At 62.6% G+C, this 24,662-nt stretch carries 29 protein-coding genes; 19 read left to right on the top strand and 10 right to left on the bottom strand.

Translation table 11 applies throughout. From position 1 onward, the window contains the following. The first annotated feature begins 578 nt into the window (after nt 1-578). From NKJ12_RS17555 to NKJ12_RS17545, 3 genes are all read left to right on the top strand, one after another. Nucleotides 579-1,013 (top strand): DUF4383 domain-containing protein, encoded by a 435-nt coding sequence (locus NKJ12_RS17555; RefSeq protein ID WP_023719157.1) that lies wholly within the window; start codon nt 579-581, stop codon nt 1,011-1,013. 6 nt (nt 1,014-1,019) lie between these two features. Beyond that, nucleotides 1,020-2,150 carry a hypothetical protein gene (locus NKJ12_RS17550; protein ID WP_352704135.1) on the top strand — a complete coding sequence of 377 codons (1,131 nt, stop codon included), beginning with the start codon at nt 1,020-1,022 and terminating at the stop codon, nt 2,148-2,150. A 159-nt stretch (nt 2,151-2,309) separates the two neighbouring features. Next, complete coding sequence (locus NKJ12_RS17545; protein ID WP_352704133.1) at nt 2,310-2,819, top strand: hypothetical protein; 510 nt, start codon at nt 2,310-2,312, stop codon at nt 2,817-2,819. A gap of 7 nt (nt 2,820-2,826) precedes the next feature. Here NKJ12_RS17545 and NKJ12_RS17540 read toward each other — a convergent pair whose 3' ends face one another. Then, the gene (locus NKJ12_RS17540) at nt 2,827-4,449 is read right to left on the bottom strand and encodes an FAD-binding oxidoreductase (RefSeq protein WP_352704132.1); all 1,623 of its coding nucleotides are present in this window, start codon (nt 4,447-4,449) and stop codon (nt 2,827-2,829) included. Nucleotides 4,450-4,638: 189 nt separating this feature from the next. Here NKJ12_RS17540 and NKJ12_RS17535 point away from each other — a divergent pair, with 189 nt between their 5' ends. Next, nucleotides 4,639-5,133 carry a YegJ family protein gene (locus NKJ12_RS17535; RefSeq protein ID WP_254819220.1) on the top strand — a complete coding sequence of 165 codons (495 nt, stop codon included), beginning with the start codon at nt 4,639-4,641 and terminating at the stop codon, nt 5,131-5,133. A 13-nt stretch (nt 5,134-5,146) separates the two neighbouring features. Here the strand turns inward: NKJ12_RS17535 and NKJ12_RS17530 are convergent, their stop codons facing one another. Beyond that, nucleotides 5,147-6,118, bottom strand: a complete 972-nt coding sequence (locus NKJ12_RS17530; protein ID WP_352704129.1) for a hypothetical protein — start codon at nt 6,116-6,118, stop codon at nt 5,147-5,149. Nucleotides 6,119-6,190: 72 nt separating this feature from the next. Beyond that, nucleotides 6,191-7,231 carry a CapA family protein gene (locus NKJ12_RS17525; protein ID WP_352704127.1) on the bottom strand — a complete coding sequence of 347 codons (1,041 nt, stop codon included), beginning with the start codon at nt 7,229-7,231 and terminating at the stop codon, nt 6,191-6,193. Nucleotides 7,232-7,374: 143 nt separating this feature from the next. Between NKJ12_RS17525 and NKJ12_RS17520 the strand changes: the two genes are divergently transcribed. The 6 genes from NKJ12_RS17520 (at nt 7,375) to NKJ12_RS17495 (ending at nt 15,177) form a co-directional block, all read left to right on the top strand. Next, on the top strand, nt 7,375-8,628 hold the full coding sequence (locus NKJ12_RS17520) for a hypothetical protein (RefSeq protein WP_352704125.1): 1,254 nt from the start codon (nt 7,375-7,377) through the stop codon (nt 8,626-8,628). Between the two features lie 112 nt (nt 8,629-8,740). After that, nucleotides 8,741-11,932 carry an excinuclease ABC subunit UvrB gene (uvrB, locus tag NKJ12_RS17515; RefSeq protein WP_352704123.1) on the top strand — a complete coding sequence of 1,064 codons (3,192 nt, stop codon included), beginning with the start codon at nt 8,741-8,743 and terminating at the stop codon, nt 11,930-11,932. A 452-nt stretch (nt 11,933-12,384) separates the two neighbouring features. Further along, complete coding sequence (locus NKJ12_RS17510; protein WP_352704121.1) at nt 12,385-13,914, top strand: ABC-F family ATP-binding cassette domain-containing protein; 1,530 nt, start codon at nt 12,385-12,387, stop codon at nt 13,912-13,914. Between the two features lie 103 nt (nt 13,915-14,017). Further along, entirely contained in the window at nt 14,018-14,191 is a 174-nt protein-coding gene (locus tag NKJ12_RS17505) for a hypothetical protein (RefSeq protein WP_023719167.1), read from the top strand. Between the two features lie 125 nt (nt 14,192-14,316). After that, entirely contained in the window at nt 14,317-14,745 is a 429-nt protein-coding gene (locus NKJ12_RS17500; RefSeq protein ID WP_352646563.1) for a VOC family protein, read from the top strand. Between the two features lie 78 nt (nt 14,746-14,823). Next, nucleotides 14,824-15,177, top strand: coding sequence for a DUF1428 domain-containing protein (locus NKJ12_RS17495; protein WP_352687856.1), 354 nt, complete (start codon nt 14,824-14,826; stop codon nt 15,175-15,177). Between the two features lie 12 nt (nt 15,178-15,189). Here the strand turns inward: NKJ12_RS17495 and NKJ12_RS17490 are convergent, their stop codons facing one another. The 3 genes from NKJ12_RS17490 to NKJ12_RS17480 all read right to left on the bottom strand — a co-directional run bounded on the left by NKJ12_RS17490 (nt 15,190) and on the right by NKJ12_RS17480 (nt 17,467). Further along, entirely contained in the window at nt 15,190-16,824 is a 1,635-nt protein-coding gene (locus NKJ12_RS17490) for a tetratricopeptide repeat-containing sulfotransferase family protein (protein ID WP_352687858.1), read from the bottom strand. Nucleotides 16,825-17,007: 183 nt separating this feature from the next. Beyond that, nucleotides 17,008-17,274, bottom strand: a complete 267-nt coding sequence (locus NKJ12_RS17485) for a DUF1488 family protein (protein ID WP_254819211.1) — start codon at nt 17,272-17,274, stop codon at nt 17,008-17,010. Between the two features lie 10 nt (nt 17,275-17,284). Then, nucleotides 17,285-17,467, bottom strand: a complete 183-nt coding sequence (locus tag NKJ12_RS17480; protein WP_352477934.1) for a hypothetical protein — start codon at nt 17,465-17,467, stop codon at nt 17,285-17,287. A 336-nt stretch (nt 17,468-17,803) separates the two neighbouring features. On the opposite strand from NKJ12_RS17480, the gene NKJ12_RS17475 reads away from it, so the two are divergent. The 4 genes from NKJ12_RS17475 to NKJ12_RS17460 are packed head-to-tail and all read left to right on the top strand — an operon-like array spanning nt 17,804 to nt 18,752. Then, nucleotides 17,804-18,070 (top strand): hypothetical protein, encoded by a 267-nt coding sequence (locus tag NKJ12_RS17475; protein WP_352477936.1) that lies wholly within the window; start codon nt 17,804-17,806, stop codon nt 18,068-18,070. After that, entirely contained in the window at nt 18,067-18,312 is a 246-nt protein-coding gene (locus tag NKJ12_RS17470) for a hypothetical protein (RefSeq protein ID WP_352704119.1), read from the top strand. The genes NKJ12_RS17475 and NKJ12_RS17470 overlap by 4 nt, the downstream gene beginning before the upstream one ends. A 45-nt stretch (nt 18,313-18,357) precedes the next feature. Then, nucleotides 18,358-18,495, top strand: a complete 138-nt coding sequence (locus NKJ12_RS17465) for a hypothetical protein (RefSeq protein WP_254819207.1) — start codon at nt 18,358-18,360, stop codon at nt 18,493-18,495. Nucleotides 18,496-18,527: 32 nt separating this feature from the next. Continuing rightward, nucleotides 18,528-18,752, top strand: a complete 225-nt coding sequence (locus tag NKJ12_RS17460; RefSeq protein WP_352704117.1) for a hypothetical protein — start codon at nt 18,528-18,530, stop codon at nt 18,750-18,752. 10 nt (nt 18,753-18,762) lie between these two features. Here the strand turns inward: NKJ12_RS17460 and NKJ12_RS17455 are convergent, their stop codons facing one another. Next, a complete protein-coding gene (locus tag NKJ12_RS17455; protein ID WP_352704114.1) occupies nt 18,763-19,158 on the bottom strand; it encodes a Kazal-type serine protease inhibitor family protein in 396 nt (131 codons plus the stop codon). 501 nt (nt 19,159-19,659) lie between these two features. Here NKJ12_RS17455 and NKJ12_RS17450 point away from each other — a divergent pair. The 3 genes from NKJ12_RS17450 (at nt 19,660) to NKJ12_RS17440 (ending at nt 20,915) form a co-directional block, all read left to right on the top strand. After that, the gene (locus NKJ12_RS17450) at nt 19,660-19,872 is read left to right on the top strand and encodes a cold-shock protein (protein ID WP_006202520.1); all 213 of its coding nucleotides are present in this window, start codon (nt 19,660-19,662) and stop codon (nt 19,870-19,872) included. Between the two features lie 226 nt (nt 19,873-20,098). Then, a complete protein-coding gene (locus tag NKJ12_RS17445; protein ID WP_006202521.1) occupies nt 20,099-20,311 on the top strand; it encodes a cold-shock protein in 213 nt (70 codons plus the stop codon). A 193-nt stretch (nt 20,312-20,504) separates the two neighbouring features. Beyond that, the gene (locus NKJ12_RS17440; protein WP_352704112.1) at nt 20,505-20,915 is read left to right on the top strand and encodes a BA14K family protein; all 411 of its coding nucleotides are present in this window, start codon (nt 20,505-20,507) and stop codon (nt 20,913-20,915) included. A gap of 69 nt (nt 20,916-20,984) precedes the next feature. Here NKJ12_RS17440 and NKJ12_RS17435 read toward each other — a convergent pair whose 3' ends face one another. The 3 genes from NKJ12_RS17435 to NKJ12_RS17425 all read right to left on the bottom strand — a co-directional run bounded on the left by NKJ12_RS17435 (nt 20,985) and on the right by NKJ12_RS17425 (nt 23,164). Beyond that, nucleotides 20,985-21,623 carry an MBL fold metallo-hydrolase gene (locus NKJ12_RS17435; protein WP_352704109.1) on the bottom strand — a complete coding sequence of 213 codons (639 nt, stop codon included), beginning with the start codon at nt 21,621-21,623 and terminating at the stop codon, nt 20,985-20,987. A gap of 190 nt (nt 21,624-21,813) precedes the next feature. Next, nucleotides 21,814-22,125, bottom strand: a complete 312-nt coding sequence (locus tag NKJ12_RS17430) for a hypothetical protein (RefSeq protein WP_254819202.1) — start codon at nt 22,123-22,125, stop codon at nt 21,814-21,816. 145 nt (nt 22,126-22,270) lie between these two features. Continuing rightward, a complete protein-coding gene (locus tag NKJ12_RS17425; protein ID WP_292661281.1) occupies nt 22,271-23,164 on the bottom strand; it encodes a branched-chain amino acid aminotransferase in 894 nt (297 codons plus the stop codon). 245 nt (nt 23,165-23,409) lie between these two features. On the opposite strand from NKJ12_RS17425, the gene NKJ12_RS17420 reads away from it, so the two are divergent. Further along, a complete protein-coding gene (locus tag NKJ12_RS17420; RefSeq protein WP_023719182.1) occupies nt 23,410-23,937 on the top strand; it encodes a MarR family winged helix-turn-helix transcriptional regulator in 528 nt (175 codons plus the stop codon). Then, entirely contained in the window at nt 23,924-24,643 is a 720-nt protein-coding gene (locus NKJ12_RS17415) for a response regulator (protein WP_023678415.1), read from the top strand. Before NKJ12_RS17420 ends, NKJ12_RS17415 begins: the two co-directional genes overlap by 14 nt. The last annotated feature ends 19 nt before the right edge of the window (nt 24,644-24,662 follow it).

Genomic DNA, 24,662 nt, shown 5'->3' with positions numbered 1-24,662 from the left:
TTTGGCAGGGTCAGTCCCCGATAATCCCGCTATCCACAGGCATGCGGCGGTTCCGCCAAACACTTATCCGACATACATTAAACCCATCTCAGGCGGCTACCGATCGCCACGCCGAAAGGCAAAGCGGAACGGCGGATTTCCTGAGGCCCGTACGGCCCTGAACGAGAACAGGCTTGCCTGTTGGAGGGATGGAAGCCGAGACCTACGGGGCCGCGGAAAGCGTGCGAACGCCGACGGCGGACCGATGCTGCCATGAAGGACGGCAAAAACCTTCGATGGCGCGCCGGGCAAAGCTCGCAAGAGCGGAGACCGGCGTGGTCCGGAACGGACGTTGCCCTCGGGCGGCGACTGGCAGGACCGTCAAAATCAAGGCCGGCATGGCGCGACATCTTTCGGGAGTTGCTGCCGCGACCGTGTCCTGATCTGACAGGGAGGCGCTGGGAGAAATCCCGGCGCCGACTGTCTTTGTGGCCTCGCTTGACGATTTTGCCGGCGACGCTTCACCCTGCGCCAAAATCAGCTACTATCCATTTGCCGTCGGGGGCCGTTTAAAAGGGCTGACGGCAGGGGGACATTTCATGACGCTCATCCAGAAGCTTGCTGTTGCCTATGCTTTCCTGTTCTTCGGCGTTGTTGCGATCGGCTATGTGCCGGCCTTCAACGATGCCGGCGGCAATCTATTCGGCCTGTTCTCGCTGCAATGGTATGATGATTTGCTGCACGCCTTCTCCGGCGTCTGGGCGCTGGCCGCCGCCTTCATCTCGCACCGCCAGGCGGTGTTCTATTTCAAGCTGTTCGGCTCGGTCTATCTGTTCGACGGCGTGCTCGGCCTGGTCACCGGTTCCGGTTGCCTCGATGGCGGCATTTTCATCAACGGCTTCCGCTCCTTGAATGACATCGAATTCCCGGCCCGCTTCTTCGCGAACCTGCCGCACATCGTCATCGGCGGCTTTGCCGTCTATGTCGGGTTCTGGCTGTCGAAACGTGTGTACGACCATTTCGCCACGGCCTGACCGGCCATGTTCCTGTTCCGCTGGCTGAAGCGCATCATCAAGGCGATCCTCTGGCTCGTCGTCATTGTCGTGTTGATCCCGATCGCCGGGCTGGCCTATGGCTTTCTCACGACGCGGTCGCTGGACACAACGCCATTGCCGGGCGTCGCTGATGGTGCCCCGCCGAAGGCGCTGGCCGGCAAGGTCCGTGCCGAGATCCCCGGCTACCAGCGGCCGGAGGAATCGACCTTTCTCACCTATCCGGAATGGGCCATCGTCTACGCCGCCCGCGAATATGCCGGCTTCGTCGACAAGAACCAGCCGAGCGGTTTTCCCTATCTCTCCTATATCGGCCGTTTCTGGCAGGACTATGCGACGGTCATCCGCGCCAGCTCCGCCTACAGGTTCAACCTCGACAACCACCAGATGCTGGTGATCATCGGCACCAGCCACACGATCGAGCACGCCATCCAGTGGGCCTATGAAAATACGGTCGGCCGTGTCACCGAAGCGACCGCCGGCAAGCGCACCGCCGTCGACATCTACCAGGCCAAGGTGGCGGCGGACTATGCCGGTTTTCTCGACCAGGTGCCGTGGTACCAGTTTCCCTATGCCGAAAAGCGTGCCGGCCTGTTCGCCGTCCAGCCGGCAGCGGACGACAGCGCCTTCCGCACCAGCGAATGCAAGCTCGCCTTCGGCCTCGCCGACGCCATCAAGCAAGGCTACGCCGATCTGATCAAGTCGGCGCTCGCCACCACCACGGACCCGGCCTTGCTCGACATTCACGTCTGGGCCAAGGGTCCGGTCAGCGAGGTGACGCGCAACGAACCCGACACCTTGCTGGAGCGCGATCTCGGCGCCGATGGCACGGTCTTCGTCACCAGGCGCTATCAGGTGTTCACCGACATGATCCCGCGCCTGATCGGCAAGGGCATCTCCTTCGTCGAGATCGGCGGCAATGACGAGATCATGGTCACCATGCTTTCCAACGACGAAATCAAGGTTCCCGAAGGTGCACGCACCTTGTTCAGCTACCCGCTTCCGGCGGAACCTTCGACGCGACGCACCGGCCTGACCGTCGCCGTGCGCAAGCTGCACATCGTGCTGCCGGCGTTGATGACGGCGGGCGCCAGGCTCGAGCACGTCTACGATTACTGAGGCCTTTCGGCCACAGCCGGCCCCGGCAAGACGTTGCGTGATGCTCCGCCACGCTCATTCCACAATCGCGGCCAAATCCCGCCTTGTTCCGCAACGATTGATGACGCCGCAGCACTTTGTCCTGCGCACATGAGCCAGGCAACTTGGAGGGACAAGACCGTGATCAAGACCGCCCTTGTCGCCATGACCATCGTCGGCTGCGATTGCGACGCCAGGCTTTGCGAATATATCGGCGAGACGCCCGCCAAATGGTCGACCATCGCCGAATGCGAAGCGGCGATGAAAAGCCAGATGCTGCACGAGCGCAATTTTGACTATCCGCTGGTCTCCGGCATCTGCCGGACACAGAACTCGTCATCTCAGCTCGCGGCGACCACTTCCGAGCCCGAATTGACGACGGCCAGCACCGCCGCGACAGACCCGCTGCCACCGGAACTGAGCCATCGGCCCAGTGCTGCCGTCGGAACGCAGGCAACGGCGACGGAAACGGAAACCGTCCGGCCGCTCGCCTATGAAGCGGCGGTCGATGGCGGCCGCGCCGTGCTCTACCGCACGAAGGCGGGTTACGCCGTGGTCAAGACCGATCTCGGCCGCGCCGCAGCGGCAACGATCGGCATCGCCAAGCGCTCGGCGAACTGGCTGGCGGCGAAACTGCCTGACGGTCTGTAACCGACGCTCAGGCCGTGCCGATCAATGCCCTGATGGCGCGATAAAAAGTCGACGAAAACAGCTCACCCGGATCGTATTGCCGCTTCTTCGCCAGGAAGGACGGCAGTTCCGGATAGGACGCAAGCAGTTCCTTGCCCGTGTAGTGGAGCTGGTAGGGCAGGAAGAAACGCCCGCCATGCTTGATCGTCACATCGATCAGCGCCCTTGTCAGCGCCCGCATCCTGGCATTGCCGTCGGCGTCGGTCGGCTGATTGATGTAGAGCACCAGCGAATAGGCCGGCTCCGGCGCATAATTCAGCGCCACATCCTCTTTGTGGACGACGCGCACCGACGCGTTGAGCACCGGCAGGCTCTGGTTGCGCAGGATCTCGCGCGCTTCGGCGATAAACGGGTTATAGGCGGCGCGCGGGATGAAATACTCGTGCAGGATGTCGGTCTCATCGAGCAGATCGTTGAACAGATAGGGCACTGAATCATGCATCGGGTTGTTGCGGGTGACGAGGCAGGCCTCGCCTTCGGCCATTGCCGTCGTGCGCGCCACCGTGCAGCTCTCGAATTGCGGCTCCAGCGTCTTTTCGGTGAACCATTTCAGTTCCTGGAACAGGCTTCCCCATTTCGCCAGGTTGATGATCACCCGTTTGAGCCCGACTGAACCCGGTTCGCCGATTGCCGGCTGGTCGGCCGGCGGCTGGTTGGCCACCTTGTCATAGCGGTAGACGATCATATCCTCGAGGAAATTACCCGGCGCTGTCGACAGGTGCCCATAAAACAGACCGATCGCCCTGTTTGGCTCCAGCACCTCGGCGAAAAACCTTGGAAAGTCGTCCGATTTGATGATCTCGCGCGAGGTCCGGTAGACGTCGTTGTCGACAATGTCGAGCGTCGCCTCCAGCACCACGCCGAACAGGCCGTAGCCGCCGACGACGTGGCGGAACAGCTCGGTGTTTTCGGTCGGTGAGCAGGTTGTCACCGAACCGTCCGCCAGCATCACCCGCATCGATCGAATCGAGCCGGCGACCGAGCCGGCCTGGTGGTCCATGCCATGCGCGTTGACCGACAGCGAGCCGCCGACCGAAAAGATGTCGGTCGATTGCATCGCCTTCACCGCAAAGCGCGGGTGCAAAAGGTTCTGGATATCGTGCCAGCGCGCGCCCGGCTGCAAGGTCATCGTCTTCGCAGTCGGGTCGACGCTGACCTTGTTGAATTTGCGCATGTCGAGGACCAGTGCGTTGTCGTCGAAGGCGTGTCCGCCCATCGAATGGCGCACAGCCGCGACCGAGACCTTCAGGCCATTGGTGCGGGCAAAGGCCAGCGCGCTCGCAATGTGGCCTTCCTCGCTGACTTCGACAACGCCGTAGACCGGCGTCATCGACAGGCCGCTGGCATCGTTGATGTCGCCGCCCTTGGTCAGCCATGGCAGCGACGGATCGTAGGCTGGCGGGCCCTCCAGCGGCTTCTGCGCCAGATCGATGCCGTCAATGTCGTCGATGCGCCCGGAATTCTTCTGCCCCGACGGACCGCGCGCCAGCCGCGCCACTGTCGTCCCGCCCCAGACCATCGCGCCGCCGACCACCGTCGCACCAAGCAGCAGCCGCCGCGACAGGCGAAACCCCTTGCGTTCTTCGACCATGATACCCCTCGCTGCCTAGGGATAGCGCGGGTTTCCGGCAAAAACCAGAGCCGGAGTGCGTAGCAGAACTAGCGGCAGTTGCGGCATCAGGAGCATTTTCTTATGGTTGCAACTAAGGTATGCTTCGCGCTATGATTGAAGATCGAACGGATCCATGATGATGCTGACCATTGTATGGGCGCCCATTCCATGAAGCTCGTGTCCCGCGCGATACTGTCCCTGATGCTAGAGCTTGCTCCGATATGCGCCGAGGCTCACGACTCCAGTCAGGGTGACGACAGCGTCGTCGCAGTCGCGCCTGACGATCCAGATATGGCGGCGGCGACTGCACAGGCACGTGCCACCCTGGATGCATTCCTGGCATTATCCCAGACACCGCCACCTGGAACGGACACATTCAAACTGAAGGTGATGATCAAGGACGGACATGTGACCGAACACTTCTGGGTCATCCCGTTCCAGCGGAACGAAACCGGATTCGTGGGGATATTGGCGAATGAGCCACATAGTGTTCACAACGTCGTGGCTGGCCAGTATGTCGAATTCAACCGAGACGATATTTCCGACTGGGGATATACCAAAAACGGTCACCAGGTTGGCAGTTTCACCGTCTGTGTGATGTTCAAGTCGATGCCGAAGGAAGAAGTCGACTACATGCGTAGCCAACGCGGCTTCGATTGCTGACCGCCCAGCCGGACTACCTCGCCTCCTCGTCCTTCGCCCCGATCTTGCGCACCAAAGCCGCCGTCGCCAGCATCGCGCCCATATCGGCGATCATCGGCGCGACATGCCTGGTGTAGTCGAGGCGCGTGGAGACATCCGGCAGCTCGAAGAAATTCCGTTCCTGCGGCAGCAGGAGGAAGCCGTCGCTGCCGTTGAGCGCGACGCGTGCCGGATCGTTCGGCCGGGTCTCGCCGAGCCATTGCAGCGCCTGCGCCAGCCGGCCGGTCACCAGCGGCCGCGCCGCCTCGATATTGTCGGTGCGGAACTCATAGGCGGCGTCGAGTTCGGGTACGCCGCTGGATAGTTCCTGCATCCTGCTGCCGAAGATGCCGCGGAGAAAGCCGACGACCTTGTTGGTCCGGCGCGCGGCCACCAATGTGCCGGGGAACGGCACGATCGTCTCGAAGGCGGCGATCACGCCCTTGAACACTGCCGTCGTGCTCTTGCCCGTCCCTTCCCGTAGATCTGCTTCGTACAGTTCGAATGGAAACCCTTCATAGCGGCCGGAGAAAACATCGTCGAAAGACTGTCGGTTGAACGAACCAACCGTCTCACGCGGCAGCCGGTCGAACGAATTCGGCTTGACGTTGTTCCGATACCGCATGTCCTCGATGAAACCGAAGATGGTCGGCAACAGCATGCTGCGAAACGACTGCTGCAATTTGCTCGCTGGCTTGATCGCCCGGAAATAGAGCAAGATCGCTGCCAGGAGTCCGCCGACATAGAGGAACACATGCGGGGTCGAGACCCACTGCTCGTTCGGGTCGGCAACCCCGTTGAAGAGCCAGGCCACAAACACCACGAACGCCAGCACCAGCCCGATGAAAAGTGGGACCCGCAAGCGCGTCCGGCGATGGGCCGAAGCTCTTTCGGGCTCATAGGCCTCGATGTTCTTCCTGAGGCCGGCGATCACCGCTTCGCTCGGCATGAAATCCGCAGTTTCCATCACCCACCGCCGCCACAAGCCTGCCCGCGTTGGGCATGATAAACGGTTTGGTGGACCGCGTCAGCGCAGCCGTCAGCGCCCGGCACTGAAGATCGCATCGAGGCGGTCCAGAACCCTTTGCCTTGATTTTCCCTTCAACATTTCAACCCGCACCAGCCGCTCGTGATCGCCGGCGCGCAGCCGCATGAAGGCATGCAGCCGGTAGGCGGCAATGGCGCCGCGCGTGCCGGAATCGGCGCTGATGTCGACGACGAAAATGGCGCCGATGCGGCCAGGCCAAGGCTGGCGCGCGAAGGCGGTGCCGAAGAAATCGCCGAGTCCATAGGCGACGAGCGTCTTGCCGATCCGCTCGATCGGCTGCACGACATGAGCATGATGTCCGGCGACCAGGCCGACGCCGTGTTCGGCCAGAAGCCGCGCCAGTGCCCGCGTCCTCGCACGTGGAAAATGCCGGAATTCCCAATCCCAATGCGGCACCGCGCACAGGAGGTCGACACCCGAAGCGGCATCGCGCGGCCATTGCGCCGGATTGCTTTCCATCGAGACACGGCCCGCGAACTGAGCCGCGTCAGCATTGCGCCACAAGGTAAAGGCGGCAAGGCCTATTGTCAGCGTTCCAACCGCAAACCGCTCGACTGGAGCCGCAGCGCCGATCGTGCGGATGCCTAATTGATCCAGCGCGGCGACACTCTCGTCGAAGCCGACGATGCCCTGGTCGAGCACGTGGTTGTTGGCCAGCGACAGCACCAGTTTTTCGCGCGAAATGCCGGCAGCGGCCAGTGCCTCGGCAAGAAACCGCTCGCTCATCGCGTGGTGCGTGCCAAACCTCGTACCCAAAACAGCGCTCGGCCGTTCCACCACCGGGCTTTCGCAATTGCCGACCACCAGATCGGCCGAGGCAAGCAGTGCCGCAATCGCCGGATCGCAGTCCGGCGGGCTGCGATTGGCCACCGCCGAGATATCGCCGACGAAAGCCAGCCGCACCGTGCGCGCCGGCGGCGGGTCGAGCAGGGCTGCGGCCGCCGGAGCAAAGCCGCGCGCGTCGCCATTGAGCGAAGGCCGGAGGAAGCGTGGCAGCCAGGACAGTTTGTAGGAAAGCGGATAATTCGACACGCGACGGCCCAATGGTTTGCCTTGTGTAGACCGCCAGCCGGATTGATTGAAGCGCTGACTGTTGTCGTTGAACCACAGGGCTACAGGCGCGCGAACCAAATGCGTGTATGATCCATTGCGGAGCGACAAAAGGGGTGATCACGATGACGCGTTTTTCCAGGCTGGTGGCGTGCGCCATCGTTCTTTTCCTGCCGCTGTCTTCGGCCGGCGCCGCAGTGCGGGATGCCGCGGCACTGTTCGAGGCAAAAACCGTGACTGAGCGTAACGGCGCTCTTGCCGCTCTTGAAACCGCCGCGCCAGGCGATCCGGCAGCCGCCTACGCCGCCGGCGCCGGCGAATTCTTCACCGCGCTGGAGATCCTGGCCGGCGGCCTGCATCGCCACGGTTTCGAAAGCCCGCAATCCTTCATGCTGCCGCTGATGCGGCTGCCGGTGCCGGACAACCCCGATCCCGAGCCGCTGACCTACGGACAATTCCGCGCCATTCTCGTCGCCTTCCGCGACCGGCTGGAGAAATCCGCAGCCACGCTGGGTTCGGTACCCGCCGACGCGGACATCGGCATGGTCATCGACCTCACCCGCCTCGGCATCGATCTCAACGAGGATGGCCAGATCGCGCCGGACGAAAGTGCCGCCGCGATCATGGCGTCTCTGTCACGCGGCGGCGGTGTGCCAGACGCGGCCGCACCCGCCCTCACCTTCCGCTTCGACCGCGCCGACGGCTATTGGCTGCAGGGCTATGCCGAGTTCCTGATGGCGCAGGCCGACTTCTGGCTGGCGCATGATTTCAGGAACACGTTCGACGGCTCCTTCCACATGCTGTTCCCGCGCGCAAAACTGCCGCTGCAGGATACGCTCGTGCCGCTGGACGGTGGCATGAATGGTGGCATCCTAACGTCCGAATGGCGCCTCGCCGACTTCATCTCCCTGGTGCATCTCGTCAACTGGCAAGTGGTCGAGCCTGAGCGCCGGCAAGCGGCGCGCCGCCATCTGATGGAAATGATCCGGCTGTCGCGCGAGGACTGGAAAGCCATCCGCGCCGAAACCGACAATGACCGCGAATGGCTGCCCGGGCCGCAGCAGAAAGGCGCCAGCCCGCTGACCGGTCTCGAAGTCGGCCAGCAGCAGGTACAGGCCTGGCTCGCCGCCCTTGATATGGCCGAGGATCTTCTGGAAGGCCGCACCTTGCTGCCGCATTTCCGCATCGCCGACAAAGGCATCAACATGAAGCGCTTCTTCGACGAGCCGAAGCCCTTCGACCTGGTGCTGTCGATCACCGGCCCGGCCATCGCGCCCTATCTCGAACACGGCAAGATTCTCACCAGCGAGGAGTTCAACCAGATCCAGCGCCAGTTCGGCGGCGCCGGGTTTCTGACGTTCGCGCTTTGGTTCAATTGAGGGAGTGCGTCGACGCTATTCCTGACAGCCTGCTGTCAGCAGCCAAATTGCCCCTCGCGCCACCCGCCACTCCGCTCTTTCCATTTTGGCCGATACCTCCCATATTCGGGCCATGGCCAGACTCTCCGACAAGAAAACGCCGCCGCCGGCGAATGACGAGCGCGCTTCGCCGCCCAAGCGGCGCAGTCCGCTGACCGATTTCCTCGATGCCTCGGAGCCCCTGTACAAGAGCGGCTTTGCCGAGGCGCCGCAGGCCGAGTTCACCGGCGCGGCGCTGACCGGCTCGATCGCCGACTGGGCCGAGCAGATCGAGCAGGAAGCCGAGAAGGAAGGGCGCGTTTCCGGCAAAGTCGGCGGCAAATCGCCGAAACCGGCGAAGAAAATCCCCGAGCGCTCCTCTTCCCCCGGCCGGACGGCACGCGGCACCTCGATGGGCGGCGCGGCTTCGGCGCGGGAGCGCACTGCGGCCGGTCTCAACCCTGTCGCGGGCCTCGACATTTCGCTGGAGGACGCCGAGACCATGGCCTCGGGCGGCGTCACCGCCACCGTCGCGGCGCTGTCGGCGCTGATCGAATCCGGCAATCCGCTGCACAAGGACGGCGTGCTGTGGACGCCGCACCGCCCTGCCCGGCCGGAGAAGTCCGAAGGCGGCATCGCCATCAAGATGGTCTCGGATTTCGAGCCGGCCGGCGACCAGCCGACCGCGATCAAGGATCTCGTCGAGGGCGTCAACAGCAACGACCGCACTCAGGTGCTGCTCGGCGTCACCGGCTCGGGCAAGACCTTTACCATGGCCAAGGTGATCGAGGAGACGCAACGCCCTGCTCTGATCCTGGCGCCCAACAAGACGCTGGCCGCGCAGCTCTATTCCGAGTTCAAGAAATTCTTCCCGGAAAACGCCGTCGAGTATTTCGTCTCCTACTACGACTACTACCAGCCCGAGGCCTATGTGCCCCGGACCGACACCTACATCGAGAAGGAATCCTCGATCAACGAGCAGATCGACCGCATGCGCCATTCGGCGACGCGCTCGCTGCTCGAGCGCGACGACGTCATCATCGTCGCCTCGGTGTCCTGCATCTACGGTATCGGCTCGGTCGAGACCTATACGGCGATGACCTTCCAGATGCAGATCGGCGACCGGCTCGACCAGCGCGCGCTGCTCGCCGACCTCGTCGCCCAGCAATACAAGCGCCAGGACATCAACTTCGTCCGCGGCTCGTTCCGGGTGCGCGGCGATACGATCGAGATCTTCCCGGCCCACTTGGAAGACCGCGCCTGGCGCATCTCGCTGTTCGGCGACGAGATCGAAGCGATCACCGAATTCGATCCGCTGACCGGCCAGAAAACCGGCGAGCTGAAGAGCGTCAAGATCTACGCCAATTCGCACTACGTCACGCCGCGCCCGACCTTGAATCAAGCCATCAAGTCTATCAAGGAAGAACTTAAATATCGGCTGCAAGAGCTTGAAAAGGCTGGCCGCCTGCTTGAGGCGCAGCGGCTTGAGCAGCGCACCCGCTTCGACCTGGAGATGCTGGAGGCGACCGGTTCCTGCGCCGGCATCGAGAATTACTCGCGTTATCTGACCGGCCGCAAGCCGGGCGATCCGCCGCCGACCTTGTTCGAATACATTCCCGACAATGCGCTGGTCTTCATCGACGAAAGCCATGTCACCATACCGCAGATCGGCGGCATGTATCGCGGCGACTTTCGCCGTAAGGCGACGCTGGCCGAGTATGGTTTCCGCCTGCCGTCCTGCATGGACAACCGGCCGCTGCGCTTCGAGGAGTGGGACGCCATGCGGCCGCTTTCCGTCGCGGTTTCGGCGACGCCCGGCGCCTGGGAGATGGAGCAGTCCGGCGGCGTCTTCGCCGAGCAGGTCATCCGCCCGACCGGCCTGATCGACCCGCCGGTTGAAGTGCGCCCGGCCAAGACACAGGTCGACGACGTCGTCGGCGAAATCCGCGAGACCACGAGGGCCGGCTACCGCACGCTGGTCACCGTGCTGACCAAGCGCATGGCCGAGGATTTGACCGAATATCTGCATGAGCAAGGCATTCGCGTCCGCTACATGCACTCCGACATCGACACGCTGGAGCGCATCGAAATCCTGCGCGATCTGCGCCTCGGCGCCTTCGACGTGCTGGTCGGCATCAACCTGTTGCGCGAGGGCCTCGACATTCCCGAATGCGGCTTCGTCGCTATTCTTGATGCCGACAAGGAAGGCTTCCTGCGCTCCGAGACATCGCTGATCCAGACCATCGGCCGCGCCGCCAGAAACGTCGACGGCAAGGTCATCCTCTATGCCGACCAGATCACCGGCTCGATGGAGCGGGCGATGGCCGAGACCAACCGCCGTCGCGAAAAGCAGATGGAGTGGAACGCGGCCAACGGCATCACCCCGGAATCGGTCAAGTCGCGCATTTCGGACATTCTGGATTCGGTCTACGAGAAGGATCATGTCCGCGCCGACATTTCGCAGTTCACCGACAGCGCCGGCGCGATGATGGGCAACAATCTGAAGGCGCATCTCGACGCCCTGGAAAAGCAGATGCGCGACGCCGCCGCCAACCTCGATTTCGAAAAGGCGGCCCGCATCCGCGACGAGATCAAGCGGCTGCGCGAGATGGAACTGTCCATCTCGGACGACCCGCTGGCCAAATATGCCGACATGGAAAGCCCGGTTTCGGGCCGCGAAAAGGGCAAGCACAACAAGGGCGTGGCCAAACATCGTACAGCAGAGGAACAGGAGCGTTTCCGCAAGCTCGACGAGGCACATGCCGCCGAAGAGGCGGCCAAGGCTGCCCGGCCCAACCTCTTCCGCAAGCCGGAGCTCGACGAAATGGGCGCCGACGGCGCCGTACCGGTCAAGAAGCCGCTGTTCGCGAAACCTTCGCTGGACGATATGGGACCTGGGACCGACATGCCGACGCCGTCAGGCGCGGTCTCCCGTTCGCTGTTCAAGAAACAGTCGGCGCAGGAAGCGCACGGTTCGGATTTCGGTATACCGGGTGAACCGACCAAGCCGCTGTTCAGGAAGAACTCACTGGACGAGATGACGGTGCGGCGGACCGAGAAGCCGGTCCAGGGAAAAGCGCCGGCGAAACCACAGCCAATCTCCCCCCTCGTGGGGGAGATGCCAACTGGTGGCAAAGAGGGCAGGGCAGAGGGGGGCGCGAAGGATCGCGACGATTCCGCGAAGCCAATCGTCCGCCAGCGTGCCGGCATCGGCTCCTACGAAGATCCCGCCGACGCCCGCCGCGAAAAGCGCCGCCCCGGCAAGACTGGTCGGCCGGGACGGTAGAGAGCTTCCCTTCTCCCCTTGTTGTGGGAGAAGGTGGATCGGCGCGCAGCGCCGAGACGGTTGTGGGTGTTGGACGGAGCGCCGTCGATGCCAAGCTGGAACACCCCTCATCCGACCGAGCTTCGCTCGGCCACCTTCTCCCACCAAGCAAGGGGAGAAGGGGGAGCCTAGCCACTTGCCATGGGCCCTACCCTTGGTGTAGCCAGTTTCTACAACTTGAACGTCTTGAAAGGAGGGCTGCGTGTTATTTTCTCACCACCGTCAGCGCGGCCCTGTCTCTGCCCTGCGAGCTTGCTTGCCGGGCTGATCAGAGACGGTCCGGGTTCTTCTTCCCGCTTCGATTTTCTTGGTCTGCCCTTCATGGTGCTGCAACGCTGAGCCTGATTGCCAGCCTGCGCACCGTCAAAGTGCATTGAACCGGAGCTCACTCCGGCCAGACCAGAGAAATCGATATGGCCCTGATCAGCCTCAAGTCCCTCGGCGTCACCCTGAGTGCGCCGCTCTTCTCCAACCTCGACCTCAGCATCGGCACCGGCGACCGGCTCGGCATCGTCGCCGCCAATGGTCGCGGCAAATCCACTTTGTTGAGGTGCCTGACGGGCGAGTTCGAAGCCACCACAGGCGACATCGCCCGCACGCGTGGCCTGCGCGTCGGCTATGTCGAGCAACTCATCCCCGCAGCGCTCGCCGGGCGCAGCTTTCATGAAGTGGTGGCCGACGTTTTGCCGGCCGAGCAGGCCGAAAGCGAACAATGGCGCGTCGATGTCGTTCTCGACTCGCTCGACGTGCCGCAGCCGATGCGCGCGCGGCCGATGCGGGCCTTGAGCGGCGGCTGGCAAAGGCTGGCACTGATCGCCCGCGTCTGGGTCACCGATCCCGACGTCCTGCTGCTCGACGAGCCGACCAACCATCTCGATCTCGGCAAGATCAGCCAACTCGAGACCTGGCTGAACGCGCTGCCGCGCGAGGTGCCGGTGGTGATCGCCAGCCATGACCGGGCGTTCCTCGACGCGACGACCAACCGCACGCTGTTTCTACGCCCCGAACAATCGCCGGTGTTTTCGCTGCCCTATTCGCGGGCGAGGCTTGCGCTGGACGAGGTCGACGCCTCGACCGAGCGCAAATTCCAGCGCGACATGAAAGTGGCGCAGCAGCTGCGCCGGCAGGCGGCCAAGCTCAACAATATCGGCATCAATTCCGGCTGCGACCTTTTGACGGTCAAGACCAAGCAGCTCAACCAGCGGGCAGAGCGCCTGGAAGACGCGGCAGCGCCGGCGCACCGCGAAAGATCGGCGGGCACGATCAAGCTCGCCAATCGCGGCAGCCATGCCAAGGTGTTGATCACGCTCGACGATCTGGTGGTCGGAACGCCTGACGGCACGGTTCTGTTCGGCACCGGCAAGCGCCATATCTGCCAAGGCGACCGCATTGTCCTGCTCGGCCGTAACGGCGTCGGCAAATCACGGCTGATCGGCCTGATCCGGAATGCCATCGTCGAGCCGCAAACGGCGGCGCAAGGCGTGAAGGTGACGCCGTCGACGGTGCTCGGCTATAGCGACCAGGCGCTGTCGGGCATCGGCGGCGACGACACGCCGCTGGCGATGCTCTCGCGCAGATTCGATGTCGGTGAGCAGCGCGCCCGCTCGCTGCTGGCGGGCGCCGGCGTCAGCATCGACATGCAGGAGCGCAGGATCGGCGTGCTGTCCGGCGGGCAAAAGGCGCGGCTGATGATGCTGGCGCTGAGGCTCGCCAATCCCAATTTCTATTTACTCGACGAGCCGACTAACCACCTCGACATTGATGGCCAGGAGGCGCTGGAAGCGGAATTGCTGGAACGTCAGGCGAGCTGTCTGCTCGCCTCGCACGACCGCTCCTTCATCCGCGCGGTTGGCAACCGCTTCTGGCTGATCGAGAAACGGCGGCTGACCGAGATCGATAGCCCGGAAGCTTTCTTCCAGGAGGTAGCCGAAGCGGGCGGTTAAAAAATTGCGGAAAAAAATCCGGCGCTCTGTCGGATGATGATCGCATGCCACGTCCTTGGGACGCCGACACGGTGATGCCGGCGCCAATCGAGGAGAAAGCATCATGTCTATTCTGTCATCCATAGGTCACGCCGTGACGCGTTACTCGGCGGCTCGCGCCCGTTATCGCAGCGAACGCGCCATCCTTTCATTGCCGATCGAGTTGCGCAAAGATATCGGCTGGCCGGAAATCGTCGTCGACGCGCAAAACAGCCCGCGGATTCGCATCGAAGGTTGAAAGGTGGCAGTTGGCCGTCGCGGCAGGCGCCATTTCGAATCCAAACCATCGGCCGTGTAGGATCTTCGCCGTTGAGTTCGTCCTGTGGTTCGCAAAGGCCAACCAGACGCAAAGAGGAGCATGACATGAATGATCAGCCGCAGACCCAGTCCGCCGCCAAAGTGCTTGGCGGATTGACGCCCTACCTTCAGCTGGACGGCGCTTTCAAAGCCGCAGAATTTTACCAAAAGGCCTTCGGTGCCGAGCAGGTCTTTGCCTATCCGCCGGATGAACAGGGCCGCACCATGCATATCCATCTCCACATCAACGGTTCGACCCTGATGCTTTCCGACTTCTATCCCGAGCATGGAATGGCCGCTGTGAAGCCGCAGGGCTACACCATGCAGCTCCATCTCGGCAGCGACGACATCGACGCCTGGTGGAAGCGGGCCATCGAGGCGGGTTGCGAGGCAGTCGTGCCGTTGCAGGTGATGTTCTGGGGCGACCGCTGGGGCAATATGCGTGATCCGTTCGGCGTCGAATGGGCAATGAACGCACCGGTGAAAGCAGCTTAACATCCAACACAGGCTGTGTCTGAAATCACCTCTCCCCGCTATAAAGGGAGAGGAAAACGATCACATGGAGGAAGTCAGATGTCCTATGTCGACGGTTTCGTGCTGGCCGTGCCCAAGGCAAATCTCGATGCCTACAAGAAAATGGCGCAGACGGCCGGCGCCGTCTGGAAGGAGCATGGCGCGTTGGCCTATGTCGAATGCATTGGCGACGACGTACCCTATGGCGAGCTCACCTCGTTCCCGCGCGCCGTGCAGGCCAAGGAAGACGAGGTCGTCATCTTCTCATGGGTGGTCTACGAATCGCGCCAGAGCCGCGACGCGGTGATGGCCAAGGTGATGGCCGATCCTCGTCTCAAGCCGGACTGGGAGACCATGCCGTTCGACGGCAAGCGCATGATCTTTGGCGGCTTCCAGCCGTTTTTGGAGCTGTAGGCCCGCAACGCATTACGCTAGTCGGTCGAGCAGCGGCTTCAGCCGGTCGCCATAGCGCTTCCACAGATCGACCGAGCCCTGATACATCGGCTGGCGCACTTGCGCGGCCGACGCCGTGCGCACCGGCCGGTCGGTCTGGTGAAACGACAGCACGGCGTCGTCCCAGGGCAGGCCGAGATGGGCGATCAGCGCCCGCGACTGGCCTTCCTGGTCGGCGACGAAATCCTCGTAGCGAACGTCGTGCACGACATCAGGCAGCACGGCGTGCCAGTGCGCCATGATATCGGTGTAGAGATTGTGGAAATCGGCGAGCTCGCCGAGGTCGTAGCCGTAGCGGTGGCTGTCGCCGCGGAAATGCACTTTGTAGATCGACAGGCAGGTCGCCGCCGCATCGCGCGCGCAATGGATGATCTTGGCCTTCGGCAGCATCATATGGATGAAGCCGACCAAGAGGAAGTTGCCGGGCATCTTGTCTGTGACGTGCCGAAAACCTGGATAGCGGGCGCGCAGCATGTCGAGATACGCCTGGCCGGCCTCAGCATAGGCCTTGTCGGGCATGTCGGCGATGCCCCAGGGAAAGCCGCCCTTCATGCTGAGCGGAAACTGCTTACCGACCGCCGTCTTCAATATGCTGAGCTCGCCGGCGCCATAGACCTGCGGATGGCTGGCGATGATCTGCTCGACCAGCGTGGTGCCGGATCGCGGCATGCCGACAACGAAGATCGGCGTGTCGTCGGCGATCCCGCTCGGCCTGTGTTTTTCAAAAAAGGCCTTGTCGAATACCGCCTTCATCGCCTCGAACTCGCCGCGCGTCTTGCCGGCGTCGTAGTCGATGCCCTGGCGGCGGATCGCGTTGCCTTCGGTGAAATAGTCGAAAGCGCGGCCATAATCACTAAGGTCGTCGTTGGCCTTGCCGAGGCCGAAGGAAAGCTGCATGCGCGCAAGGCTGCCTTGGGGCGCCTTGGCGTGCTCCGCCTCCATGCGGGCAAGCTCGGCGTCGCGCTCCTTCTGGCGCTTGACCTGGGTGAGCATCAGCCAGGCCCTGGCCATGCCGGGGTCCACCGCCAGCGCCTGCCTGAAAAGATCCGCAGCCTCGTCGAGATTGCCCTTTTCCATCAGCCCGACGCCCAGGCCGTGCAAAAGATCGGCATCCTTCGGCCGGATCGTCAGCGCCTCGCGAAAAACAGCCAGTGCTTCATCCAGCCGGCCCGCTTCCTGCAGCGTTTCGGCAAGCCCGACGCGGGCGCGGACATGGAACGGGTTGCGGCCGATCGTGCCGCGATAAATATCTTCGGCGCCTTCGAATTGGCCGAGCTGCTTCAGCGACGAGCCGAGATTGTCGCGCGCCGCCAACTGGTCCGGCCGAATCGCCACCACCTTGCGGAAGAGATCGGCCGCGGCCGCCACCCGGCCGAGGTCGCGCAGCACGGTGCCGAGATTGTTGAGGAAATCCGGATTGTTCGGCTGCAGACGCACCGATTGTTCGATCAGCGCCAGCCCCTCGGCGCTGCGCCCGGTCTGGTGCAGCAGAAGCCCGAGGAAATGCGCAGCAGCGGGGTGGTTGGCCTTTTGCGCCAGCACCTGACGGTAAAGCGCCTCGGCTTCCTGCCGGCGCCCCGCCTGGTGCAGCTGCAGCGCCCGCTGCACGTGCTGGTCGAGCCCCAGCGGCGGCTGTCCGCCTGAGCCGTAACGTGTGCCTGCCGGTTGTCTCGGATCTCTGTTGATGGGAAACCTGCCGTGTTGTCCGCCTGCCGCGATCTAGGCCATCGCTGCGGCACGTGCAAGAGCAGACGGCGGTCGCTACGAAGCAAACCTCCGAACCCGGGGAACTTACCGAAAGTCGGCCGGCGTCAGCACATACATGTTCTTGCGGCCGTGCGAGTAGGCTTCGCGCGCAATATCGTGGATCGACGAACGCTTGGCGTCGAAGGCACTGAGGAATTCGGCTTCGGCTCCGCTTGCAGCCGGGTTTACCGTCGAAAGTGCCGTAACCTCGATAAAGAACGGGACTTCGAACATGCCGTCATGCCCGACGAAACGAACGCGCTTGGCTGCAGCGTCGTAGGACCGGCTGGGATTGGGAAAATTGAGTGTCATGGCTTGCGCGTCAAATCAGGCGGTTGCTTTCGGCAAGCTGGCGCGCCCGCCGCACCGTGCCGTCGGTGTCGGCAATCCTTCGCCTTGCCGCCTCGTCGCTTCTTATCGTGAGGCGCGGCGATATGACCTTTGTCGGCTTGACGACAGGATCGACTGCAACTGTCGGGACATTCGCTGTTCTTACGGAACTCATGACTCTATTCCCTTCATACCTAAATAAACACAAATGCCGGAGGAACTCTTCCGGAACTTCTTCAAACAATTTTTGAGATGCCCGGCACCGTATCATCGTTTCGCAAATAACCATAGAAAAGTAATTTTACGTTGGTAGCGGCAAAAAGCCGGAATCTTCTTGAATAAGCCGCATTTTCAGAATATTGGTATGGAACCGTTTTTGGGCCGTGCTTGGTCCCCTCGCGGCGTCAGGGGTTCTCGGCCCGCCAAAACTCATTCAAATCGCCGATACCCGATACCGCAATGCAGGCCCCGTTTTCAGGGCCAGGCCGGAAAGAAACTTCAAGGCACAAGAATGTCTGCCCGCACCACTCATTCCATCGCGCATTTCGCGGCACCTTTCGTGCTTGGCGGGCTAGATGGCGTGCAGCCGGCCGGCGACTATGACATCGACCACGACGAGGAACTGATCGACGGCATGTCGTGGCTTGCCTGGCGGCGCGTCGCCACTTTCATCCATCTGCCGTCAAGGACGGTGAAAAGCCCGACCAGCCAGCTTGTCGCCGTCGACCACGCCGAACTCGAAGCAGCGCTTCGGCACGATCAGGAGAATGTTACATGATCCGCTTCCAGCAGAGTGCGCGGCGCACGGATACGCCGTCGCATATCTTCACCATCGGCCAGACCGTCCGCATGAAGAGCCGCATCGGCCTTGTCCAAAAGACCGCGGAGCTGTTCCAGATCAAGAGCCGGTTGCCGGTCAAGGACGGCTCGCCGCAATACCGCATCCGCAGCGAGCAGGAGACCTACGAGCGGGTCACCACGGAAGACAATCTCGAACCGGTCGACAACCCGGCCGGCTGAGCGATAGCACTCTCGACATTACCACCCACGCACGAGGGATCAGAAATGGCCAAGGGTCAACAGCGAAGCAACCGCGAGACACGCAAGCCCAAGAAGGACAAGGTGGCTGCAAAGCCGGCCTCGCCGTTCGGCTCGGCGGTCAAGCAGGCGGAGACCGGTACGAAACCCAAGTCCAAAGGCTAGGGTCGATCGGAGACAATCTGCTGGAGGCGTGCTTGAACTTCGTCATCGAGTTCTACCGCTTGCGCGATGCCGACGAAGCGACACTCGACCGGGTGTCGCTGGAGGCGCCGAACCTGCGCGCCGCCCTGCAAGGCGCCGCCACGCTGCTTCACACGTTGATGATGCCGCAGATCCCCGATCGCCTGCGCATCTCCAACGAGGACGGCGCCGAGCTCTACGTCGGCCCCGCCGATGGTGCCTATCCGGACGAACAGTGAGGCCGGTGCGCTAGCACGGCCCATCATCGACGACCCGATAATCAGCCGCGCGGGCCTCGCATTCATTGGGGAACGTGCGCAGTTCGCCATGGCGACGGGCACAGACCGGGCGGTATTCGCGGGTACAGAATGTGTGCTCCCCGCCGCCACCACCGCCACGGCACTCGCCTTCACGGATGATGCGGTATCCGGCCCGTTCGGCAAGGCAGGCGTTGGCGAAGGTCTGGCGGTCGCCGCCGCGCCTGGCGCAGACCGGGTCATATTGCCTGGTGCAGAATTGCGGTCCCGGCCGTGGCGGGCGCGGCCCCGGCCCCTCATCGACCACGACGGTGCAGGCCGCGAGAATTGCCGACAGGAACAGGATGGAAAAACCCTGCCGCGAGAAGATTGCCGCAAGAAACCGCATGAATGTTCCCTCCCTCGAAACTCGTGCCTGCACAAATGGTGCCTGCGTCCGGCCGATCCTCGTCATTCCGCCGCCAAATGCAACCCCTGTTTGCAACCGGCGGCATGGCCAACCAGGGCGACGGTAGGCCGGCGCAAAGGCAAAACAGCACCGGCCCCGCTTGCTGGACCATGCCTGGGCTGCGTCTGGCCGATGACCGCGCGGAGAACCGGAACTATCGGTGCGATGCGTCGGGATGCGCCTGTTGGGCCGCCCGCGGCTCTATCTTGCAAGCATCACGTTTCCGTGCGATAAATTTTGTGTTCGGGCATTTGCGACCCGGAGAGCGGAACGTTTTGGACGACCTTTCCCCGATACTGTGAATCTCTGACAGCCCCGTTTTCGGCGGGGGGTTTTACCATGCGCCAGTGCATGACTGCCGAAGCAACCACCGGGACTTGCCCACGGCGCCAGGCGGCGGGCGGAACCACCAAGACTGACACGGGTGAAGGAGTTTCCCCAATGGCCCAGACCGGCACCGTTAAATTCTTCAACGCTACCAAAGGCTTCGGCTTCATCACGCCCGATGGCGGCGCCAAGGATGTGTTCGTCCACATCTCGGCGATCGAGGCTTCCGGGCTGCGCACGCTCGTCGACGGTCAGAAGGTCACCTTCGATGTCGAGCCCGACCGTATGGGGAAGGGTCCGAAAGCGGTCAATCTCCGCGCCGCCTGAACGGCGGCGTGCCGCGCGTCCTTTCGGGGTGTGAGGATGCTGCAAGGCTTTGGTGTGACGTGAATTTTATAAAGGCGCGGCGGCTTTCGTCGCGCCTTTTGTGTTCTGGGATGCTTGCCGGCACCCGCAAAACTTTCTCTTGCCGATGGCACTAAAATAAAGGACAAATTTCCGTCCGGGCATTTGCCGGCCCGAGACTGGACTTGTGGGATCAAAGGAGCTTCCCATGCCGCAGACCGGCACCGTCAAATTCTTCAATCACGCCAAGGGCTTCGGCTTCATCACGCCGGACGACGGGGCAAAGGATGTCTTCGTCCATATTTCGGCCGTGCAGGCGTCGGGTCTTCCCGGTCTTGAGGATGGGCAGAAAGTGACATTCGACACCGAGCCGGACAAGCGCGGCAAGGGTCCGAAAGCCGTCAACCTGTCGATCGGCTGAACCGGCCCTGGACAGAATGGACGCGGGCCGGTCTGGCCTGCGGTGTTTGCCGCACGCTTGAATCGCCCGGTTGGATGAACCCGCCTGGCCAAATTTCGTTCAGCCCCCGTTCAGCCACGGTCCCATATTAATCTTCGTTAAAGCCGGACCGCATCCCCCGAAAACGACCCGGGCCGGCACGAAGGAGACCGACATGAACCGAATTTTCAAGACTGCCATCCTGTCCGCCGCGGTCGTTGCGACCACGCTTGCGACCTTGCCCGCGGCCAGTGCCGATGAATGGCGCCATCACCGCCAGCACCACGGCAACGGCGACGCCGTTGCGGCAGGCGTGCTCGGCCTTGCGGCCGGTGCCCTGATCGGCGGTGCGCTCGCCAGCCCGCAGCCCCGCTATTACGACCCGGCCTATGATGATGAATACTACCGGCCTGCCCCGGTGCGCCGTTATTACGTGCAGCCGCGAGTGGCCTATGCCGAAAGCTATGCGGAGCCCTGGACCCGCGGCTGGTACGAATACTGCTCGGACCGCTACCGGAGCTTCAACGCGCGTACCGGCACGTTCACAGGCTATGACGGCGAACAGCATTTCTGCACCGCCAATTAACGGAGGCAGTTTCCTGCCGGAAAAAAGCGCGGTCGCACAGGCCGCGCTTTTTTGTTTCCGGCAAGCGGTTCAGATCAGGAACGGATTGCTCCGCCGCTCCTCACCAAAACGGCCGCCGGGACCGTGGCCGCAGATGAAGCCGATGTCGTCGCCCAACGGCAAAAGCTTCTCCTTGATCGAGGCGATCAGCGCGGCGTGGTCGCCGCCCGGCAGGTCGGTGCGGCCGACCGAACCGCGGAACAGCACGTCGCCGACATGCGCGAACTTCGCCGCCCGGTTATAGTAGACGACGTGGCCGGGTGCGTGGCCCGGACAATGGAGCACCTCGAACACGTGTGAGCCGAACGAAACGGTCTCGCCTTCGGCAAGGAACCGGTCGGGGACACAGTTGCGCACGGGATCGGTGATGCCGTAGCGCTTCGCCTGGTTCTCGAGATTGGCGAGCAGCGGCCGGTCGGCGGCATGCGGGCCGATGATCTCGATACCGAGCGCCTCCTTCAGCTCCATGGCCCCGCCGGCATGGTCGATATGGCCATGCGTGATCCAGATCGCGCCGGCTGTGATCGCATTGTCCTCGAGCGCCGCCAGCACCTTGTCGATGTCGCCGCCCGGATCGACGACAACGCCTTGCCTGTCGTCCATGTCGAAGAGAATGGTGCAGTTCTGCTGGAACGGCGTGACCGGCACGATGCCGGCGTTGAGACCCATATTCGTCCTTTCACGCTGTCGGAGCGCTGCGCGCCCCCTCGAACGCGTCAGGAAAGCCCTAACCTTACCCTGATGTAGAGACACACGCGAACGGCGTCCACCGCTCCACAAACGGCAAACGGAAAAACGCAAAACGGAAAACGAAATGGGCGGCCGAAGCCGCCCATTTAAAACCCTGAAACGTCAAAGCTTATTTCTTCATCGCGTTCATGACCGCACCGATGATGCCGGTCAGGATGGCGCCGCCGCCGGCACCGCCAACGATATTTGAAATGTTCAACGCGCTGCCTGCCCCTGCCGCCGTGGCCGCGGCTGTCGGATCGACCGCCCCACCCAGCAGACTGTTGAGGATGGCCGCACCGCCGACGCCGCCAACAGCGCCGCCCAGGATTTTGGTAAGCTGCCCCATCGCCGCCGTCTTGATAGCCGCGCCAACCGCCTGACCACCGATGATACCCGTAATCACCTGAATAATGATCGGAAGAAGCGTGTTCATATCCATATTTCCAGTCCCTCCATAGCTGCCAGCCTCCCGGGCCGACCCCATCATGAGACGCCGAATTGTGTGAAAGTCAAATGCAGAAGCGCTTAAATAAAAAGGGCGGCCCGAAAACCGCCCTTACTAGTTAAAAAAGCTGTGACTTTCGTTATTCTGCAGCGATTGCGTGCTTGGGCTGAACGGCCGCAGAATAGTCATTCATCAGCGTCTTGGCGATTTCGCCGACCTCGAATCGGTATGGACCGATCTCCGAAACCGGCGTCACCTCGGCTGCCGTCCCGGTGAGGAAGCACTGCTGGAAGCCTTCAAGCTCTTCCGGCATGATGGCGCGCTCGATCACCTCCAAACCGCGGTCCTTGGCAAGGCCGATGACCGTGCGGCGGGTGATGCCGTCGAGGAAGCAATCGGGCTTGGGCGTATGGATCTTGCCGTCCTTGACGAAGAAGATGTTGGCGCCTGTCGCTTCCGCCACCTGGCCCCGCCAGTCGAGCATCATAGCGTCGGCATAGCCCTTGGCCTCGGCGGCATGCTTGGACATGGTGCAGATCATATAGAGGCCGGCCGCCTTCGATTTCGACGGTGCGGTGCGCGGGTCGGGGCGGCGCCATTCGGCCATGTCGAGGCGGATGCCCTTGAGCTTCTGCGCCGGGTCGAAATAGCTCGGCCACTGCCAGATGGCGATGGCGCAGTTGATCCGACTGTTCTGTGCGGAAACGCCCATCTGTTCGCTGCCGCGCCACGCGATCGGCCGGACATAGGCGTCCTGGAAACCTTGCTTCTTCAACAGCGTGCGGCAGGCGTCGTCGATCTCGGCGACCGAGTAGGGTATCTTGAAGCCAAGCAGGCGCGCCGATTCATGCAGGCGTTCGGTGTGGTCGGTCAGCTTGAAAATTTCGCCCCCATAAGCGCGCTCGCCCTCGAATACCGCGCTGGCGTAGTGCAGCCCGTGGGTCAAGACGTGGATCTTGGCGTCGGCCCATTTGACGAATTCGCCGTTCATCCAGATAAAGCCGTCCAGTTGGTCGAAGGGAACGGATGCCATGGTAACCTCCCGCGGGCGGCAGCCCGCACAGTGTCGTTGCGTGTTTCGCCTCGGCCGCTGCGGACGGCCATTGTCTCAAAGCGTAGGCGGATATTTAAGGTCTGGCAAACTCAGGAAGTTCCGGAAAAAAACGGCTTCGCTTGCCTTTTCGTTCGCAATCCGCCGAAAAGCTTGCCAAAAATTACCATCGCGCGGAAAATACGTCAATAGTGCTGACATAATTTCCTGCTTCACACGGAGAAAAGATGACGAGCCACGCAGCCGCAGAGCCGATCAGGACGGCGATCACCGACGAGGACGGCATCGATTTCGCCATCATCGAGTTGTTCTTCTTCGCCTATCGCGACTTTACCTCCGATCCGGACCAGATCCTGGCCGATTACGGTTTTGGCCGCGCCCATCATCGGGTGTTGCATTTCGTCAATCGCCGGCCCGGCCTGACGGTCGCCGAGCTCCTCGACGTGCTCAAGATCACCAAGCAGAGCCTGGCGCGCGTGCTCAAGCAACTGATTGACACCGACCATATCGTGCAATTGCAGGGCCCTCGCGACCGCCGCCAGCGCGAGCTTTATCCGACGGCCAAGGGCCGTGCGCTGGCGCTGGCGCTGGCGCGGCCACAGTCGCGCCGCATCCATGCTGCATTGGAAGATTCCGGAGCCACCGAACGCGCCGTTATCGAACGGTTCCTTGAAGCGATGGTCAATCCGGAACTAAGGGCGCAGATCGACATTGTGCCCGCAAAGATGTCAGGGAAAAGCCATGGAGACCATTGAGAGGGTTGATCATCCGACAGCACCGGAAGACGACGCGCCGCATCTGCTGGTGGTCGACGACGACACCCGTATCCGCAATCTTCTGAAACAGTATCTGACCGAAAACGGCTTTCGCGTCACCGTCGCCGGAAATTCCGGCGAGGCGCGCCGAAAGCTCGCCGGCCTCGACTTCGATCTGATCGTGCTCGATGTCATGATGCCGGGTGAAAGCGGCGTCGATCTCACCAAGGCGCTGCGGGCGGAGAAAAACGTACCGATCCTGATGCTCACCGCACTGTCCGAAACCGACAGCCGGATCACCGGGCTCGAGGCCGGCGCCGACGACTATCTGCCTAAACCGTTCGACCCGCGTGAGCTGATCCTGCGTATCAACAATATCCTGCGCCGCGGCGGCCCCGCGACGACGCCCAAGGTCGAACAGCTGGTCTTCGGTCCCTATACGTTCCAGATCGCCAGGCGTGAGCTGAAGCGCGGCGGAGAGGCGCTCAAGCTGACCGACCGCGAGCAGGAAATCCTGGCGATCTTCGCTGCCCGTGCCGGCGAGACGATACCGCGGCATGAGCTTGTCGGCGACGAATCCGAGGTCGGCGAGCGCACGATCGACGTCCAGATCAACCGGCTGCGCCGCAAGATCGAACGCGATCCGTCCAATCCGGTCTGGCTGCAGACCGTGCGCGGTATTGGGTATCGGCTCAGCGTGGAATAGAATGCCGCCGACAGCGGCC

Origin of the sequence: Mesorhizobium sp. M0195, assembly GCF_040322115.1 — a bacterium.
Taxonomy (GTDB): domain Bacteria; phylum Pseudomonadota; class Alphaproteobacteria; order Rhizobiales; family Rhizobiaceae; genus Mesorhizobium.
Note: the sequence above shows the minus strand (reverse complement) of the source record. Positions and strands in the feature narration are given on the sequence as shown.

Coding starts and splice junctions, on each gene's coding strand:
- NKJ12_RS17505 (WP_023719167.1), top strand. CDS start 14,018: ATGTCTATTCTGTCATCCATAGGTCACGCCGTGACGCGTTACTCGGCG.
- NKJ12_RS17440 (WP_352704112.1), top strand. CDS start 20,505: ATGAACCGAATTTTCAAGACTGCCATCCTGTCCGCCGCGGTCGTTGCG.
- NKJ12_RS17445 (WP_006202521.1), top strand. CDS start 20,099: ATGCCGCAGACCGGCACCGTCAAATTCTTCAATCACGCCAAGGGCTTC.
- NKJ12_RS17465 (WP_254819207.1), top strand. CDS start 18,358: ATGGCCAAGGGTCAACAGCGAAGCAACCGCGAGACACGCAAGCCCAAG.
- NKJ12_RS17510 (WP_352704121.1), top strand. CDS start 12,385: ATGGCCCTGATCAGCCTCAAGTCCCTCGGCGTCACCCTGAGTGCGCCG.
- NKJ12_RS17430 (WP_254819202.1), bottom strand. CDS start 22,125: ATGGATATGAACACGCTTCTTCCGATCATTATTCAGGTGATTACGGGT.
- NKJ12_RS17470 (WP_352704119.1), top strand. CDS start 18,067: ATGATCCGCTTCCAGCAGAGTGCGCGGCGCACGGATACGCCGTCGCAT.
- NKJ12_RS17475 (WP_352477936.1), top strand. CDS start 17,804: ATGTCTGCCCGCACCACTCATTCCATCGCGCATTTCGCGGCACCTTTC.
- NKJ12_RS17450 (WP_006202520.1), top strand. CDS start 19,660: ATGGCCCAGACCGGCACCGTTAAATTCTTCAACGCTACCAAAGGCTTC.
- NKJ12_RS17540 (WP_352704132.1), bottom strand. CDS start 4,449: ATGGTCGAAGAACGCAAGGGGTTTCGCCTGTCGCGGCGGCTGCTGCTT.
- uvrB (WP_352704123.1), top strand. CDS start 8,741: ATGGCCAGACTCTCCGACAAGAAAACGCCGCCGCCGGCGAATGACGAG.
- NKJ12_RS17455 (WP_352704114.1), bottom strand. CDS start 19,158: ATGCGGTTTCTTGCGGCAATCTTCTCGCGGCAGGGTTTTTCCATCCTG.
- NKJ12_RS17480 (WP_352477934.1), bottom strand. CDS start 17,467: ATGAGTTCCGTAAGAACAGCGAATGTCCCGACAGTTGCAGTCGATCCT.
- NKJ12_RS17520 (WP_352704125.1), top strand. CDS start 7,375: ATGACGCGTTTTTCCAGGCTGGTGGCGTGCGCCATCGTTCTTTTCCTG.
- NKJ12_RS17435 (WP_352704109.1), bottom strand. CDS start 21,623: ATGGGTCTCAACGCCGGCATCGTGCCGGTCACGCCGTTCCAGCAGAAC.
- NKJ12_RS17415 (WP_023678415.1), top strand. CDS start 23,924: ATGGAGACCATTGAGAGGGTTGATCATCCGACAGCACCGGAAGACGAC.
- NKJ12_RS17555 (WP_023719157.1), top strand. CDS start 579: ATGACGCTCATCCAGAAGCTTGCTGTTGCCTATGCTTTCCTGTTCTTC.
- NKJ12_RS17535 (WP_254819220.1), top strand. CDS start 4,639: ATGAAGCTCGTGTCCCGCGCGATACTGTCCCTGATGCTAGAGCTTGCT.
- NKJ12_RS17485 (WP_254819211.1), bottom strand. CDS start 17,274: ATGACACTCAATTTTCCCAATCCCAGCCGGTCCTACGACGCTGCAGCC.
- NKJ12_RS17550 (WP_352704135.1), top strand. CDS start 1,020: ATGTTCCTGTTCCGCTGGCTGAAGCGCATCATCAAGGCGATCCTCTGG.
- NKJ12_RS17420 (WP_023719182.1), top strand. CDS start 23,410: ATGACGAGCCACGCAGCCGCAGAGCCGATCAGGACGGCGATCACCGAC.
- NKJ12_RS17425 (WP_292661281.1), bottom strand. CDS start 23,164: ATGGCATCCGTTCCCTTCGACCAACTGGACGGCTTTATCTGGATGAAC.
- NKJ12_RS17495 (WP_352687856.1), top strand. CDS start 14,824: ATGTCCTATGTCGACGGTTTCGTGCTGGCCGTGCCCAAGGCAAATCTC.
- NKJ12_RS17530 (WP_352704129.1), bottom strand. CDS start 6,118: ATGGAAACTGCGGATTTCATGCCGAGCGAAGCGGTGATCGCCGGCCTC.
- NKJ12_RS17500 (WP_352646563.1), top strand. CDS start 14,317: ATGAATGATCAGCCGCAGACCCAGTCCGCCGCCAAAGTGCTTGGCGGA.